The 16540-nt window shown below is 44.3% G+C and carries 14 protein-coding genes and 1 riboswitch; of the genes, 7 read left to right on the plus strand and 7 right to left on the minus strand.

Annotated elements, in window-relative coordinates; translation table 11 throughout:
- Positions 1-3: 3 nt before the first annotated feature.
- From EAG18_RS06040 to dapA, 5 genes are all read right to left on the minus strand, one after another.
- Positions 4-1026 carry a phospholipase A gene (locus tag EAG18_RS06040; protein WP_125251491.1) on the minus strand — a complete coding sequence of 341 codons (1023 nt, stop codon included), beginning with the start codon at positions 1024-1026 and terminating at the stop codon, positions 4-6.
- A 253-nt stretch (positions 1027-1279) separates the two neighbouring features.
- Entirely contained in the window at positions 1280-2392 is a 1113-nt protein-coding gene (locus tag EAG18_RS06045; RefSeq protein WP_125251492.1) for a succinylglutamate desuccinylase/aspartoacylase family protein, read from the minus strand.
- A 2-nt stretch (positions 2393-2394) separates the two neighbouring features.
- On the minus strand, positions 2395-3600 hold the full coding sequence (locus EAG18_RS06050; protein ID WP_125251493.1) for a PLP-dependent decarboxylase: 1206 nt from the start codon (positions 3598-3600) through the stop codon (positions 2395-2397).
- Positions 3600-4340, minus strand: coding sequence for a 2,3,4,5-tetrahydropyridine-2,6-dicarboxylate N-succinyltransferase (locus tag EAG18_RS06055; protein WP_125251494.1), 741 nt, complete (start codon positions 4338-4340; stop codon positions 3600-3602). The genes EAG18_RS06050 and EAG18_RS06055 overlap by 1 nt, the downstream gene beginning before the upstream one ends.
- 11 nt (positions 4341-4351) lie before the next feature.
- Positions 4352-5236 carry a 4-hydroxy-tetrahydrodipicolinate synthase gene (dapA, locus tag EAG18_RS06060; RefSeq protein WP_125251495.1) on the minus strand — a complete coding sequence of 295 codons (885 nt, stop codon included), beginning with the start codon at positions 5234-5236 and terminating at the stop codon, positions 4352-4354.
- Positions 5237-5351: 115 nt separating this feature from the next.
- Positions 5352-5527, minus strand: a riboswitch (Lysine riboswitch).
- Between the two features lie 208 nt (positions 5528-5735).
- Between dapA and EAG18_RS06065 the strand changes: the two genes are divergently transcribed.
- Positions 5736-7427, plus strand: coding sequence for a response regulator (locus tag EAG18_RS06065; protein WP_125251496.1), 1692 nt, complete (start codon positions 5736-5738; stop codon positions 7425-7427).
- A gap of 6 nt (positions 7428-7433) precedes the next feature.
- Here EAG18_RS06065 and EAG18_RS06070 read toward each other — a convergent pair whose 3' ends face one another.
- Both EAG18_RS06070 and EAG18_RS06075 read right to left on the minus strand, forming a co-directional pair.
- The gene (locus EAG18_RS06070) at positions 7434-8051 is read right to left on the minus strand and encodes a hypothetical protein (protein ID WP_125251497.1); all 618 of its coding nucleotides are present in this window, start codon (positions 8049-8051) and stop codon (positions 7434-7436) included.
- Between the two features lie 158 nt (positions 8052-8209).
- Complete coding sequence (locus EAG18_RS06075) at positions 8210-9085, minus strand: TraB/GumN family protein (protein WP_125251498.1); 876 nt, start codon at positions 9083-9085, stop codon at positions 8210-8212.
- A 524-nt stretch (positions 9086-9609) separates the two neighbouring features.
- On the opposite strand from EAG18_RS06075, the gene ilvG reads away from it, so the two are divergent.
- The 6 genes from ilvG to EAG18_RS06105 all read left to right on the plus strand — a co-directional run bounded on the left by ilvG (position 9610) and on the right by EAG18_RS06105 (position 16485).
- Positions 9610-11271, plus strand: coding sequence for an acetolactate synthase 2 catalytic subunit (gene ilvG / locus EAG18_RS06080; RefSeq protein WP_125251499.1), 1662 nt, complete (start codon positions 9610-9612; stop codon positions 11269-11271).
- The gene (ilvM, locus tag EAG18_RS06085) at positions 11268-11510 is read left to right on the plus strand and encodes an acetolactate synthase 2 small subunit (RefSeq protein WP_125251500.1); all 243 of its coding nucleotides are present in this window, start codon (positions 11268-11270) and stop codon (positions 11508-11510) included. Before ilvG ends, ilvM begins: the two co-directional genes overlap by 4 nt.
- Before the next feature lie 25 nt (positions 11511-11535).
- Positions 11536-12459 (plus strand): branched-chain amino acid transaminase, encoded by a 924-nt coding sequence (locus tag EAG18_RS06090; protein WP_125251501.1) that lies wholly within the window; start codon positions 11536-11538, stop codon positions 12457-12459.
- A gap of 88 nt (positions 12460-12547) precedes the next feature.
- Positions 12548-14404, plus strand: a complete 1857-nt coding sequence (ilvD, locus tag EAG18_RS06095; RefSeq protein ID WP_125251502.1) for a dihydroxy-acid dehydratase — start codon at positions 12548-12550, stop codon at positions 14402-14404.
- 2 nt (positions 14405-14406) lie between these two features.
- Positions 14407-15948 carry a threonine ammonia-lyase, biosynthetic gene (gene ilvA, locus EAG18_RS06100; RefSeq protein ID WP_125251503.1) on the plus strand — a complete coding sequence of 514 codons (1542 nt, stop codon included), beginning with the start codon at positions 14407-14409 and terminating at the stop codon, positions 15946-15948.
- Between the two features lie 105 nt (positions 15949-16053).
- Positions 16054-16485: a hypothetical protein gene (locus EAG18_RS06105; protein WP_125251504.1), complete on the plus strand. Its 432-nt coding sequence runs from the start codon at positions 16054-16056 to the stop codon at positions 16483-16485.
- Positions 16486-16540 lie beyond the last annotated feature (55 nt).

Raw genomic sequence — 16540 nt, forward strand, 5'->3', positions numbered from 1 at the left:
CCATTAGAGTATGTCTGTTAATAACACCCCAATGCCAAACCTTTGCGTATGCGTGTTGTAGTCAATTAGGCTTTCGCCATAACCATTGAAGTACTGTGCATAGCCACGTAATCTTCCCCAAATAGGGAAAGACCAATCCAATTGAATAGCACCTCGGTTGTCACTGCGTAAGTTATTACGCCACATGATGCCAAATTCGTGATCCTCATAACGATATACACTGTTAAACTCAAAATGTCCGAGATATTCATCAATATTAGGGTTATCGTCACCGCGTGGATCTAATGGGTCGTCTTTCGTGTTTTCAGGTAGTCGATACCAAGGCTTAAAGCTAAATACAAAGCCTCGATTCTCCCATATAAAGTTAGCATAGATACGGTTCCAAGAGCGCGAGTTAGGTTGACTACGACCATTTGATTGATGAGAAATACCAAGTACAAAGGCCATCTCATCACCCCAAAGTACATTCTCGTCATCTAAAAAGTTGATCCAAAAGATTTCTGGTTCATAGTTGGTTTCACGAAAGGGCGAAGAGACATCTTTGTTGTAGACTTGCCAGTATGATTGCAGTGTGAAAGCAAAATAGATAGCCTGATCTTTGTCAGAAAAGCTCTTATAAATAGGTGCTTTCAATGAAATTTGATACTTAGCTTCAAAGTTATCAATTGGTTCCCCCTCTTCATCGTCAATCGCTTTTAAACCGTCAAAAGGTCGGCTATTTACATTGGTCATATAGGAAACTGGTAAGATGTAATTGCGCTTATGTGGCGTAAGGACATTCCGGTTTTTTTCTGTGACACGCTCTCGAGCCATACGCTTATCGAGTTGACTTAAGTTTTTATCGGCGTCTGCTTCTGCACATTCTTGACGAACTTGTTCAATGGTTTTGTCTTTTTCACCGGTTAAGACCGCGTTGAGTACGCATTGTTTAACAAGGTCAATTTCATCTTCTTGCTGTGTATCTTGAGCGTAAAGCGGTAACGCCAATAACGCCAAAGTGGGTAGGGATAGGTGTGTCAGTTTCATTATCTTTGCGCCGAGAGTGAGTACAATTGATTACATTATTAACCAATGATAATGAAAGGGAAATGAATCAGTAAGGTCAACTATGCCCTGATAGCTAAAAACAGGTCTCGATAAAAAGGTGGCGGCGGCTGCCGCCATACCTTAGTAAGTGTTTACAGAAACAACCGAAAGAGCTAGATAATAGGTCAGTAAACATCTTTCTAACCTTTGATTGTTGCTATTTGACTTACTCTCACGCAATTAGTTACGTAAATTACAGTCGCTCAACTTGGGTAAAAAACTTGTATAGCTCTGTACCTTGGTTCACACTCGCAGAGGCAAAGTGCAAAATGGCAATTGCATCCTCGTCTAACTTGATTTCGTTCAAGGGCGTTTCCGATAAATAGCGTTCCATTCTTAATATCTTGGCAATTGTTTGCCCTGCTTTGATATGCTCTCCAAGTGTTGCTGTGTATTCGACCATACCACCCATCGGTGCGTAAAAAGTACGGTAGTTTGCTAATTGGCAAGTGTAACGAGCAATCTCTTTTGGCGCGAAGTGTGCACCATAAAAAGCTTGTTTATAATTGAGATAGCTGAGAATGCTGTTGGCATCATGCTGTGCTTCTGTCAGGTCAATTTTTTCTTGCGAGCCGAGCTCAACAGTAAATGCTTCAGTGAATACAGGGATGTTTCGTCCTTTTGCTTCATATGCTAATTTCAAGTGCCACCATGGACAAAAGCTTGCTTCATCCAAAGCACCATCGAACTCGTTGGGAATAAGTAGCACATGTGGAATATCAAAATAGCGGGCACTTTCCTTGGCATATTCAGGGCAGTAAAGGTGTTTCGCTGAAATGGGGCCGGTATGTAGGTCTAATACTAGCTCGGCTTCATGAGCCAAGCGCTGCAAATTTAATGCAATGCGCTTTCCTGTGGTGAGTCTATCTAGCGGGGCTTCTAATTGTGCTGTTGTATGCTCCAGCAACACTTGGCGAAACTGCGGCTTTATTTGCTCTAACGGAAGATCAACATACTTTTCGACAAATTCATATGCCAAAGAGCTATGGTCTTGATACATGCGGTTCCAGTTGGTCCCAGTTATCGGATCGAAGCGACCCAAAGTAAACTCTCCCGACTTTTGATTACAACCGATGGGGTTTGCATAAGGTACTAGAGTAATATCAGCTGCCAGTGACAATGTTTTAAGTTGCTCAAGAAGTTGATAAATGACCGCATTACCTTGGACTTCTGCACCGTGCATATTGGCTTGGATATAAACTTTTGGGCCGTTACCATCGCCTTTGATGCGATATACAGGAATGGTTAACGGCAAGCCGTTCGCTATTTCACCAACTTGAATATTCTGTTGTGTAATTATGTTCATCTCTACCTCAAATAGCTGGATGCAGGTTGCGCTGCGCGAGCGCAGGTAACTTCACCGCCAGAGATCACAAACTCCGCTGGTAATTCGTGGCACAGAAAAAATGGCATGCTTTCAGTGTAACCATAGGCACCACATTGACTAAACACCAACCAATCATCATCAGCACTATCACTGGGCAAAGCTAAAGTGCCTAACTTGTCCAGCGCAGTACAAAGTGGACCATGAATATGAAAATCAACAGTGTTGGCATCAGACTGACGTAGCAGTTCAGCTGGGAATGCTTGTCCAGTAACTGCTGGGCGCAATAAGTGGTTCACACCGCCCGCGACAATAAGTTGGTGAGCACCGTAATTCTGTTTTTGTTCAACCACTGGGTTGAGGTAAAAACCGCACTCGCCGACAGCATAGCGTCCTAATTCCATCCACAGCTCATCAACTTGAGTGGCGGATTTAATTGATGCGAGTGTATCTAGCAGCGTTGTCCAATTAAGTGCGGTGCTGTGCGCGTCATAAGGGATCCCAAGACCACCGCCTAGGTCGAGCACTTTAAGCGCTATCCCAAGTTCAGAAGCCAACTGTACTAAGGGTGACACCATGGCTTGCCAAAGTTCAGCTAGGGTATCGCTACAGAGCATATTGCCCCATTGGAAAATATGCAGGCCGACAAAATCTAAATGGGTGTAATCACTTAAAGTTAAAGCTTGCCACTGTTCACTACCTAGGCCAAAAGGGGTCAATGTATTACCACCTAGTGGATTGTGTTGTGCTTTATCAAAACGTAACTGAACCCGTAACAACACATCAAATTGAAGGTCGAACTCACAGGCTACTTGATTTAACCATGCAACTTGGTTGTGACTCTCTGCTACGAAGATGCGAACACCTTGATTTGCAAAGTGGCGAATTTGCTTTAGTGATTTCGCCGGACCTGTGTTGAGCACGCGCGCTGGAGTGACACCTTGTGATAAAACCTGATCCAACTCGCCACTAGAGGCCACATCAAAGTTAAACCCAGCGTGATCTAGGGTTTTAATAATGTGAGACAGTGGGTTGGCTTTAACGGCATACCATAGCTTTACAACTTGTTGATCAACTAGCGGCTTTACATGTGCGCTGAGTTTATCTAAGTCGTAGCAGAAAAAAGGGGTATCTTGTTGCTGTACTAAGCTTTGTGCAACAGCTCGTTGTGACGTGCTCAACCAGCTCATTAGCGTAATACCTCTTCTAGTGCAAGTGACGCATCGCTTTGCTCATCACGGTACTTGACTATAAGTGCACAGGACATGCTTAAACCTTGTTGGCGCGCCCACTCACTAGAGGCTGGGCGAGAGCCTGGGATCACAATTGCATTTTCAGGGATCGCCTCGTCTTTATCTAGTAAACGCTCATTGACACAATCATACACAGGAATACTGGCAGATAGACGAACACCTGGCGCTAAGACTGCCCCACGTTTTACGACAACGCCTTCAACTAATACACAGCCCGCACCAATAAAAGCATCATCTTCAACAACAACCGGGCTTGCACCAACAGGCTCTAAAACTCCACCAACTTGAACAGCAGCACTTAGGTGAACATTTTTACCAATTTGCGCGCATGAACCAACCAACGCATGACTATCTACCATAGTGCCAGTGTCAATATATGCGCCAATATTTACATAAGCCGGTGGCATGATGATGGTGCCTGCAGCGACATACGCACCACGTCTTACGCTGCTTCCACCGGGTACCATGCGCACGCCATCTTGTGCTGCAAAACCGCGTGGCGCTAGGTTATCTTTGTCCACGAAGCCACCAGGGAATTCCGTATTTACGCCATTTTTGAATGCTTCAAGGATCCCTTTTTTTACTTCTACATTTGCATGCCATTGACCCTGTTCGTCTTGTGTTGCCGCACGTACAGTGCCGTTTTCGAGGTTGTTTAGTAGTGTTAACCAGCTCATGTTTTACTGCCTTAATTCCAAGATAAAATTGTTTCGTTGGCGCGTGTCAGCGCATCTGTGTGGGTAAGTTCTAAATGTGTCAAAGGAGGGCGTAGGTTCGGGCTTGCCAGCTTCCCTTGTAAATGCATCAAGACCTTAACCGGAATAGGGTTTGCCACTGCAAATAAGCTGTTCGCAGCTTCCGACCATGTAGTGAATAAATTAGGGGACGTGCCACTAAGAGAGCGCCTTACAAATTCGGCTGTTTGTTGTGGCCAAGCATTCGCAGCGACAGACACCAAGCCTGTTGCTCCCGCTTGGGCAAAGTAAGGCATTAGGCTATCATCACCACTGTAGATTGCGACATTTGGGGCTGCTTGGCGAAATGCTTCGAAAGTGGCGATATTGCCGCTAGCTTCTTTGAGCGCCCAAAGATTTGGGTGATTTGCAAGTTCCCCTAATAATTCAGGGGCGATGGCAACGGCACTTCGTCCTGGTACATTGTAGAGCATACATGGCACGTTGCTCTCGTTTAAGAGGGAATTAAACCAATGGCCAAGTCCCACTTTGCCGGGTTTGGCATAAATTGGTGAGCCGAGTAACAAAGCATCGATGGGCTGTGTGTTGCAAAACTGCACCCACTGTATTTGTTGTTCAAGGTTGCTGCCACCCACTGCGACCATTAATGGTACGCGAGGCGCAAGTTGGCAAACAAACTCGACGATTTTTTGTTGCTCTTGTTGGGTAAGCGCAAGCCCTTCGCCTGTACTCCCAAGTAACAGAATACCATTTTGTGCCTGCTCTTGATCCCGCACAAGGGTTGTCAACGCGCTAAAATCGATCTGATTTTCAGCATCAAAAGGGGTAACTAAAGCCGTCCATAATGGATAGTCAGATAAGTTGAATTGTAATTTCATCTCTACCGAACTTAAATCATGTTCGTAGTAAGGAGGGTGTCCAAACTTCGAACCGTTAAAATTCGAAGAGCAATGGACTTAAAAAGGATAAGGCAGCCTGTGGCCTTATTTTTCTAAGACCAGAAGCTCTCCACCAAGTGTGTTGGTGACAGTCGCTGGGATTCAGCCCAGTCGCCCGAAACAGAGAATAGCAAAGTTGTCTGTTTCTCGGCGTGTATTCCCCTTACTAAGCTGCAACGGAGTTTGCTCTCCTTCACTTAGTTACCTGAATAACGCACCTCTTCCAGCCCTAATACCATTTGGTCTTAATATCTATTCGATTTAATTAAGCACCATTGGTATAAGTTTGACGCTTTGGCATCAAACTGCATAAATAGGGTGAGCTCGCATTGAAACATTTTGGCCGTCTAGGTGTCAAGTATAGGACTGTAAATAATATGATTGTCCACTACACTGAATAAGCGTGGGCATTTTTTAAAGAGGGAACAAATATACCAATATGTCGTTAATACCTAACATGAAGTTTCGCTACATAGGGGCACTGTTGGCTATGGCTTTATTGCTATCGATGGCCATGGTAGTGATGCAATACCTCCTCCACCAGCAGAGCCAGGATGCTCGAGTGATCAATCTTGCTGGTATGCAGCGGATGTTATCCCAGCGGATAGCACTGTTCAGTTCGATAGATTCGCCGCATGGGTTGGAGACGCTCAGACTAGCTATTGATGACTTTGAAGGTAATCATCACTTTTTAACAGAAAAAGAGGCGGGCAAGTATCACCACTTAAATGCGTTGCTCGAGTCGCTGTATTATGAAAATCCAGCTCAGTTACATCGGCAGAGTCTCATGTTGATTTCTTTGGCAAAACGTCACTTAAAGCAGCCAAATACCCAGTTATCACAAGATATTTTTAAATTATCACAGACTTTACTACCCAACTTAAATGAAGCGGTCTCTCTGTTTGAACATCAAGCTAAGTTAAACACCGAGCGGGTTAGAAAAATAGAGTTATTAATTTGGCTACTAGGGCTGACGGTTTTATTTATTGAGGCTAAATTTGTATTTCGCCCAATGGCAAAAGAGATAACCGAAACTTTTAGGCAGCTTGAAGCATCAAAAAAGCTCGCGGATGACGCGTTACAATCGAAATCGCGCTTTTTGGCTCGTGTTAGTCATGAACTACGAACCCCACTTCAAGCGCTCCATGGTTACTTGGATGAATTTATAAAAAGTGCAGATGCAAAACAATTGGAGCATGTAAAGAGTGCCGCTAATCAGTTAGATGTTTTGCTTTACTCGGTAGAAGATTTCAATAGTTTATCACAGCAAGATATTGTCATTGAGCGGCATCAAATACAGCTGCACGATGTGATAAAAACAGCTTGTATCTCGTTCCAACTGAGTGCACATAACAAGTCTCTCACGTTTAATTTAGCCCTTGGGAATGCGCTAAATATGATTTGTTTCGGTGATGCAAAACGGATAGCTTGGCTCGTTGGAGAACTTGTAAACAATGCGATTAAATTTACCGAGCGTGGTGGTATTCAAGTGTTTGCAGATATTGTGATGACTCAAGAGGCGTCTTATCTTGAGTTTATTGTTGAAGATACAGGAGAGGGGTTTGATTATAAGCGTCTACAGGAGTCAATGCGAACAGAGCATTTTCAGGGGTCGCAACTTGGGCTACAACGCTGTCAGTTGCTAGTGTCCGCGCTGGGTGGACAGCTTAAATTTACAGCTCGAAAGCCATTTGGTACGAGAGCAGAGCTTCAGATCCCGATAGAAGTTGATATCGAGAACGTGCGCTCAAGCAAGCGTGAAAAATTATCTACCAATGTTTTACTCGTTGAGGATAACTTAATCAACGCCAGAGTGATTGAAAAAATGCTGCAGCCGATAGCTAAGCAAGTAACACATGCTGAACATGGTGAGCAAGCACTTAAAATATATCAGGTTGGAAAGTTTGATGTGGTACTGATGGATCTAAATATGCCAATCATGAATGGCTTTGAGGCGACAAGAAAGATCAGAGCAATCGACCCTATCATCCCCATTCTCGTTGTGACCGCAAATACCAATAGTGAAGACTTAGACAAAGTATATGAGTTGGGCGCAACGGCTCATTTGTATAAGCCGCTACAAACAGAAGTATTAACAGATAAACTCACCGCTATCCTTGATAAAAGATAATCTCTGCTATTTTTTTATCAGGCTGATATTGCCCACACCAACTTCAGCATCGATAGCATAGCGTCCAGCACCGGAATAATCAGTTTTTGATCCTACCATGCTTTTTTTCGCTGTGTTACTAGCGGGGTACCCTGACATAGATGTTTTACCCACACCTGAGTCTAACGAGACCTGTTTAAAGTCAGAGGCCATCGCGGCAACCTTTATTTTACCAACACCTACCTCCAGTTCGGCAGAATTATTAAGGGCATTTACTTCAATTTTTCCCACTCCAACCTCAATATCTAGAGCCACACTTTGCGGTACTTTTACGTGCCAAGAGAGTTCATAATCATCTGACGGTACTTCAAGAGAGAGCTTATCAGCATGGCTTTTACTGGTTAATTCGGCATCATTGACGTCAGGTGTGCTAAACCAGCTGTCAGAGTCCTTTGGTGCAACTAGGATCTCAACCTCAATGGTGTCACCATGATAAGTTTCTAGATCAACTTTACCCACCGCAACATCTATTTCGAGTTCAATTACATCGCTACCTGAAAATGATGCTGTAATTGTTTTTGTTTCGTTTGCGTGAGCAGTGATTGCTGCACTACTCACCAATAAAGCGCAGATGATTCTTTTCATTCTTTTTACCTTTAAGGAGTGTCTTTGTAAGGTAAGTCGCAGTGTCAGGTGAAAAGGTTTAAATAGATTTTAATTTTTTTGAAGGCTCGGTGCGGTGTTGTATCAACGAGCCTTGAAAGGTGACCTGCGCTTTGGCTCTTTGCCAAGTTATGGCCATATTAAAGCGGTGTTATGGTATAACCTTCAGCTTTTAGTTGAGCGATCAGTCCGTACTGCTCGACCAGATGCAGAGCACCTACTGCGACAAATAAGGAGGTGTTCGGTAATTGCTCTTTGAGTATTTCAATCCAATTATTGTTACGTTCAATGATCATCAATTGTTCGGCTAATTGACCATATTTATCATCAGAGAAGCTCACATTGTAATAATGAGATAGCTTTTTCAAGTCGCCGGAACGCCATGCCGCGACTAAATCCAAAAAGTAAGTATTTAAGTCCGCCATCTGTGCAAACGTCTCTTTTAGCATGTCGTTGCTATGTACACTCAATTGACTAAACATCTCAAGCTGATATTCAAGCGTTTCAAATTCATCAACCGCAATATTGCTTTCATTTGCAAACGCGATAACCTGCTTGTCTATCCCATTTTTGTCCGTGAAACCTAACTTCTGATATTCCAGCTGTAGCATAGTCACCATAACAGCCCAGGGGGCATAACGTTCAAATAAAGCAATATCTATTTGTTTTGCTGCAAAATAGGCTTTCAGCTTGTTATAGACTTCGGGGCTTAGTTGAGACGCTAAGGTTTGATTGCCTTTTAGTAGCATAAAAGGCATGGAGCGTTGTTGGATTGCCAACGGAGATAAGGCCTCTAGGTTCACCTCAACCATCACTTTGTCACTGTTTTTGATAGCGGTTTTAACTTTGACTGGCAACCCTTGCATTTGTTTATCACCAACATGCACAGTTCCAAACAAGTAGGATGTTTTTTGACCTTTTTCTACTTTCCAAAGGCCAACTTCTGCATTTGCAAAAGCACTAAAAAGGCTTAGGAAAAAACAAAAAAATATAAATGGAGAAAGGAATTTTACCACTTTGATCCCCTGTTGATTTTATTAAAAAGGTAGTCTGCGATATAGCCTAGCGAATGTCACTAAAAAAGAAATGAGCAAGAAGTATAGAAAATTTCATATTGCCAAAATAAGAAAGTAAATTTTTCGTTATCGTTACGCAAAACCAATATAAAATTCTCAATTTAGTATTTGTTGCTGTTTTAATTCTGTTTATGGTGTTTTTTGGGTTTTTTTATGTCTTCAGTGTGCTTTTTTAAATTTAAATGGCATAGTTTTTTAGGTTGACTTGGGTGCTGTTCGCGCGGTATTAATAGAAAAAGAGGCAACGCAGTGTTTATACCTAGTCGTTAGCAAAGTTAAATTTTCGGAATTCAAGCAATGTTACTAACAGCAACTCTACTAGTCGTGATTATCAGCGTGGTGATTATTATTACCGCGGGGGCTAGTTAGTGCTGTAAGAAAACCATCAGCATAAGCGCCCCCCGCACCACAAGGTTCGGGGGGCGTTTTCGTTTTAGGGCAAAAAAGGCAACTGAGAGCAGAACATGAGCAATTCAACAACCGGCGCACAACTTGTTATCAAGGTGCTAGAAGAGCAAGGCGTCAAACACGTATTTGGCTACCCTGGGGGAGCCATCATGCCAATTTACGACGCTTTGTACGGTGCGCCTGTTAAGCACTATTTGACTCGTCACGAACAAGGTGCCGGATTTGCTGCCGTCGGTTATGCGCGTAGTACCGGGAAGTTAGGGGTATGTTTTGCAACATCAGGCCCCGGAGCGACTAACCTTATCACTGCGCTTGCAGATGCGATGATGGATTCAGTGCCTTTACTTGCCATTACAGGCCAAGTGCCAACTGCTGCGATTGGATCGGATGCGTTTCAAGAAGTCGATGTACTAGGTATGTCCTTATCTTGTACAAAGCACAGTTACATGGTTGAACGCTCAGAAGACCTTGCAGAGGTGCTCCAAGAAGCTATATACCTTGCCCAATCCGGTCGCCCTGGCCCAGTTTTAGTTGATATTCCAAAAGATATTCAGCTCGCAAATGTGCCTTTTCATCCATTTGCAGCGCCACAAGATGAATGTCCAATGCTATCACAAGCCGAGGTAGGGAAAGCTAATCAATTACTATGTGAAGCAAAAAGGCCAGTTGCATACATCGGCGGTGGTGTACAAAACGCTGATGCTCAGCTTCAGTTGATGCAGTTTTTAGAAAAAACACGGATGCCGGCAGTGTCGACTCTAAAAGCACTAGGCAGTGTTACACCTGATTATGACTTTGACCTTGGTATGTTGGGTATGCACGGCACTCAGGCTGCCAACTTAGCTGTACAGCAATGTGATTTATTGGTGTGTATCGGGGCTCGATTTGACGACCGCGTGACGGGGAATTTAGCAAAGTTTGCTGCTGGCGCTAAGGTGATCCACTTAGATATTGACCCTGCTGAAGTCGGTAAACGAAAACCAGCGGCTGCATCACTGATTGCTGATTTGAAGCAATCGCTGCCACAGCTTGAGTGTGTGGTTACTAACACGCAATGGCTTGAAACAATTGCAACGCTGCAACGACAACATGCGTGGCGTTATGATTATCCCGGTGAAAAAGTCTTTGCCCCTTATTTACTAAATCAACTAAGCCAAAAGCTGCCAAAAACTGCAGTGGTATGTTGCGATGTCGGTCAACATCAAATGTGGGTGGCGCAGCACATGAAATTTAGCCACCCGAGTAATCACTTAAGCAGCGGTGGTGCGGGCACTATGGGATTTGGCCTGCCAGCTGCAATTGGTGCACAGATAGCACGTCCAGATAATACAGTGATCACGGTATCTGGCGATGGCTCCATCATGATGAATATTCAAGAGCTGGCAACTATTCGTAGAAACAACTTACCCGTTAAAATTTTGATACTTGATAACCAAAGATTAGGTATGGTGAGGCAGTGGCAGCAGCTCTTTTTTGACGGTCGTTACAGCGAAACAGACTTGTCAGATAATCCAGATTTTGTCGCATTGGCTGCTGTGTTTGGTATTCCAGGGCAGACAATTACTCACGCCAGTCAAGTTGATGAGGCTGTGGATGCACTGGTCAGTGCGCAAGGCCCCTATATTCTTCACGCTTGTATTGATGATAAAGAAAACGTATGGCCACTCGTTCCTCCAGGTGCTGCCAATGATGAAATGATGACGGAGAACTTTTCATGAAACACCATTTAACCGTTGCAGTAAAACAACAGAGTATTGCGATAGAACGCTTTTTACGAGTGGCTAGACATCGGGGATTTCGTCTTACTAATTTAGAGCTTCAAGGGCAAGATGACTTATTCCACGTCAAAATGACAGTAGATAGTGACAAACCTATCTATTTATTAACCTCACAACTGAGTAAGCTAGTAGAGGTGCAGGCAGTTGACTTGCACACACTACAGAAACAGGCAATTTAAAAGAATTAATTAAGGTAGTTAAACAATGACACAGACATCAGAACTTATTTGGCACAACGGTGAAATGGTTCCTTACTTTCAAGCAACCACTCATGTGCTTAGTCATGCTCTGCATTATGGCAGCTCAGTTTTTGAAGGGATCCGTGCTTATGACACGCCAAATGGCCCTGCGGTTTTTCGTTTAAACGATCATATCCAGCGTTTATTTGATTCTGCAAAAATCTACCGTATGGAGATCCCATATACAAAAGAGGAAGTAATTGCTGCGTGTAAAGAGACGATACGAGCAAACAACTTTACCAATGCGTATCTTCGTCCATTTGCCTTTTTAGGTCATGTAGGTCTTGGCTTGAATCCAAAATCACATCGCGCTGATATGACAGTTGCTGCCATGGAGTGGGGCGCGTACCTAGGTGAAGAAGGCTTAGCGCAAGGTGTGGATGTATGTGTGTCTTCGTGGAGTCGCTTGGCGCCAAATACCATGCCAACTGCAGCAAAAGCTGGTGGTAATTATCTGTCTTCTCAGCTTATTTCAGGCGAAGCGAAACGCAATGGTTATGCTGAAGGAATTGCGCTAGATGTGAATGGTTATCTCAGTGAAGGTGCGGGCGAAAACTTGTTTGTGGTGAAAAAAGGCGTGCTTTATACGCCACCCACGACAGCCTGCATCTTACCGGGCCTAACCCGTGACACTATTATTCATTTAGCCAAGCAGCGAGGTTATGAAGTGCGTGAAGAGGCGATTGCACGTGAAGCCCTGTATTTGGCGGATGAATTCTTTATGGTTGGAACCGCAGCTGAAGTTGTACCGGTTCGTAGCGTTGACAAAATCCCTGTCGGTAACGGCGGGCGTGGTCCAATCACAGAGGAACTGCAGCAAGCATACTTTGCACTTGTAAAGGGTGAGGCTGAAGACGAAAACGGCTGGTTAGAGTACGTAAACGATTAATCTTATTGGTTCAGGGTGATGCACCCTGAACCAAAGCATTGTAAATTTTGGGAATGAGGAACTCGGAAAACCGAGCGTAAGGTGAGACATGGCTAAATTACGGAGTAAAACAACGACTGAAGGCAGGCAACGTGCGGGCGCCCGTGCGTTGTGGCGAGCAACAGGAATGACCGACAGTGACTTTCATAAACCTATAGTTGCAGTTGTAAATTCATATACCCAGTTTGTTCCGGGTCATGTTCACCTCAATCAACTCAGCGCATTGATGGCTGATGCGATAACAGAAGCAGGCGGCGTACCTCGTGAATTTAATACCATAGCAATTGACGATGGCATTGCCATGGGGCACGGCGGTATGCTGTATTCGCTGCCATCGAGAGACTTAATTGCTGATTCAGTCGAATACATGGTCAATGCCCATTGTGCTGATGCTATGGTGTGTATTTCTAACTGCGACAAGATCACCCCAGGTATGCTACTTGCCGCACTGCGGTTGAATATTCCGGTGATCTTTGTTTCCGGTGGCCCGATGGAAGCGGGTAAAACTCGCTTAGCGGATATCGATTTAAAGTTGGATCTTGTTGATGCCATGGTAAAAGGAGCGGATCCAACAGTCAGTGATGAGGAGTCTGAGCAAGTAGAGCGCTCTGCTTGCCCTACGTGCGGCTCATGCTCAGGTATGTTCACTGCAAACTCGATGAACTGCTTATTAGAAGCGCTGGGTTTAGCGTTGCCTGGTAATGGTACAACACTAGCGACACATAAAGACCGTCAACAGCTGTATTTGGGCGCAGCAAAGCGCATCATGGCTTTATGTGATGAATACTATGGCAAAGACAATGAGCAAGTGCTGCCACGCAATATTGCAAATCAAGCGGCATTTATGAATGCCATGACACTAGATATTGCGATGGGTGGATCATCCAATACGGTGCTGCATTTATTGGCGGCGGCACAAGAAGGTTTTGTCGACTTTGATATGAACGACATAGACCGTTTATCTCGCAGTACCCCATTTTTGTGTAAAGTGGCGCCAGCAACACAGCAATATCATATTGAAGATGTACACCGTGCAGGTGGCATTATGGCCATTCTAAACGAGCTTGCTAAAGGGGATAAATTAGACTTGTCGGTAGGGCATGTGGCTGGCGGAAATCTAGGTGAGGTTATTGCGCGCTGGAATGCCGCAGATAGCAATAATGAACGGGCACAAACTTTCTATCGTGCGGGACCTGCTGGGATCCGTACTACCCAAGCAATGAGTCAAGCGTGTCGCTGGGACGAGCTAGATTTAGACCGTGAAGGCGGCTGTATTCGCTCTATCGAGCATGCCTTTAGGCAAGACGGCGGCCTTGCCGTATTAAAAGGTAACTTAGCGCCTGACGGCTGTATCGTGAAAAGTGCAGGAGTGGCCGATGAAATGCTGCGCTTTACGGGGCCTGCTGTGGTATTTGAATCTCAAGACGATGCAGTCGAGGGGATACTGGGCGGCCAAGTTAAAAAAGGTGATGTAGTGATCATTCGTTACGAAGGGCCAAAAGGCGGCCCGGGTATGCAGGAAATGTTATACCCAACCAGTTACCTGAAGTCGATGGGTCTAGACAAAGACTGCGCTTTGCTCACCGATGGACGCTTTTCTGGCGGTACTTCAGGGCTCTCTATTGGTCACGCGTCTCCAGAAGCTGCCAGTGGTGGTAATTTAGCGCTGGTTGAAAATGGCGATGTTGTCGCTATCGACATCTATAACCGCAGTATTGATGTAAAGCTTGATGAAACTGAACTAGCACTGCGCCATGAAAAACAGCTGGCTCGTGGTAAAGATGCTTATAAGCCACTAAATAGAGAGCGCTATGTGAGTCCCGCATTGAAAGCTTACGCACTCCTTGCAACTAGCGCTGACAAAGGTGCTGTTCGTGACTTACAAAAACTTGAGGAGTTGAGCTAGCGATGGTTTCCCAAGAGCTTGATTACTTCAGAGCCATCATTCAAGCGAATGTGGCACCGCTCGTTGAGGTAACGCAAGTCAATCAATTAGAGCAAATGTCAGCCCAGCTTGGTAATCAGATTTGGCTAAAGAGAGAAGATCAACAGCCGGTTTATTCTTTCAAATTGCGTGGTGCATACAACAAACTGCGTCAGTTGCCGAAAGGGTCTCGGGTGTATACCGCTTCAGCGGGTAATCATGCTCAAGGAGTTGCACTAAGTGCAACGCATTTAGGTCAGCATGCCACTATTGTAATGCCTGTGACCACGCCAGAAATAAAAGTGAATGCCGTGCGTAAACTCGGTGGTGAAGTGATTTTACATGGCCATCACTTTGATGCTGCAAAACAATATGCCTTGGAGTTGTGTGAAGCGCAAAGTGGTGTATTTGTTCCTCCATTTGATGATAAAGACGTGATAATTGGTCAAGGTACGGTAGCGCGAGAGCTTATTCAACAGCTTGATGAGTTGGATGTGGTATTTATACCGGTTGGTGGTGGTGGTCTACTCGCGGGTATGGCGGTGTATTTAAAATCACTGCGGCCAGACATTCGTATTGTTGGAGTAGAAGCTGATGACAGTGCTTGTCTTAAGGCTGCAATGGCAGCTGGCAAGCCTGTGGAATTAGAGAGAGTTGGTGGCTTCGCTGATGGTGTTGCAGTTAAGCTTATTGGTACTGAGACCTTCAGACTGGCACAAAAGTTTTGTGATGAGGTGATCACAGTTAATGCCGATGAAATATGCGCTGCGGTGCAAGATATTTTTGTTGAAATAAGAGCAACTGCAGAGCCGTCTGGGGCGTTATCAACAGCAGGTTTAAAAAAGTGGCTGGCACAAACTGGTGAAAAAGGGTTAAGTGTTGCTGCAATCCTATCTGGAGCTAACCTGAATTTTGATAGGCTTAGATATATTGCCGAAAGAACAGCATTAGGTGCAAAGCATGAAGCATTGCTTGGCGTATCAATTCCTGAAGAAAAAGGTAGCTTCAAACGCTTTTGTCACTCTTTAGGTGGACGCGCAATCACTGAGTTTAACTATCGCTATGCTGGCTGTGGAGAAGCACAGATTTTTGTTGGCGTAGGTTTGAGAAATGGGCAAAGTGAGCTGGATGAACTGAGGACTTCATTACATCAAAATGGGTATCAGTTTGATGACCTATCAGACAACGAGCTTGCGAAATTACATGTTAGATACATGGTAGGTGGAAAGCCTCCTGCGGTAATGAACGAGCGTCTATTACGATTTGAGTTTCCAGAATATCCAGGGGCGTTGGCGCGGTTTTTAGATATGCTAGGCAGTAACTGGAATATAACATTATTTCACTATCGAAATCACGGTGCAGCACAGGGTAATGTATTAGCAGCGTTTGAGGTAGAACCAAAGGATTATGAATGTTTTGATGCTCATTTAGCCAAGCTGGCGTATCAATTTCAAGAGGAAACACAGAACCCTTGCTTTGCGCGCTTTTTATATGGTGAGCAGTTGCAAAAGCAAAAAGCAGGCTAGTGGGGTTATGTTTGGCGCTTAGAGAATATTATTGCCAATTTAATTTCACAGAGCAATGAGAGGGCGCTTTGCCATCTCGAGGAGTTAATTTAGCGGGAGAGACGAGTGTTACAGTCTGGTAAAACTAAATCAAGATGGACTGCATTAATAAAGAAGCTTGTGTTACTAGCAGGCCTTTACGTAGTGCTAGTGATATGTTGGCCAGATTTTCAAAGTGGTATCTTCTTCTCTACAGCTTGCTTAATGCTGATGTTATCTATGGTACTAGGCGGTGACGGATATGGTAACCAAAGAGTGGAATCATTATTAACAAAGGTAGGCGATACACTGATCATCTCACATGGGATCGGAAAAGTGACTATACCGATAGCGCGTATAGAGTCTATTGCGATAGGCAAAAACTACTTGGGGCTGATAGAACAAAAAAATGGTAATGGTTACGACATTACATGCACAGGAAGTCGCGACCAAATTCATCATCATATTAAAAACCTACTCGCAGAGCATTTTGAAAACTGTACTGTATATCGTGTATAGCACTCACTTTCCTTAAGCTGTTTTTGAAATCGCGTCTATTGCTATGGCAAGCTTC

It is taken from the genome of Pseudoalteromonas sp. J010 (assembly GCF_003934235.1).
GTDB lineage: Bacteria > Pseudomonadota > Gammaproteobacteria > Enterobacterales > Alteromonadaceae > Pseudoalteromonas > Pseudoalteromonas peptidolytica.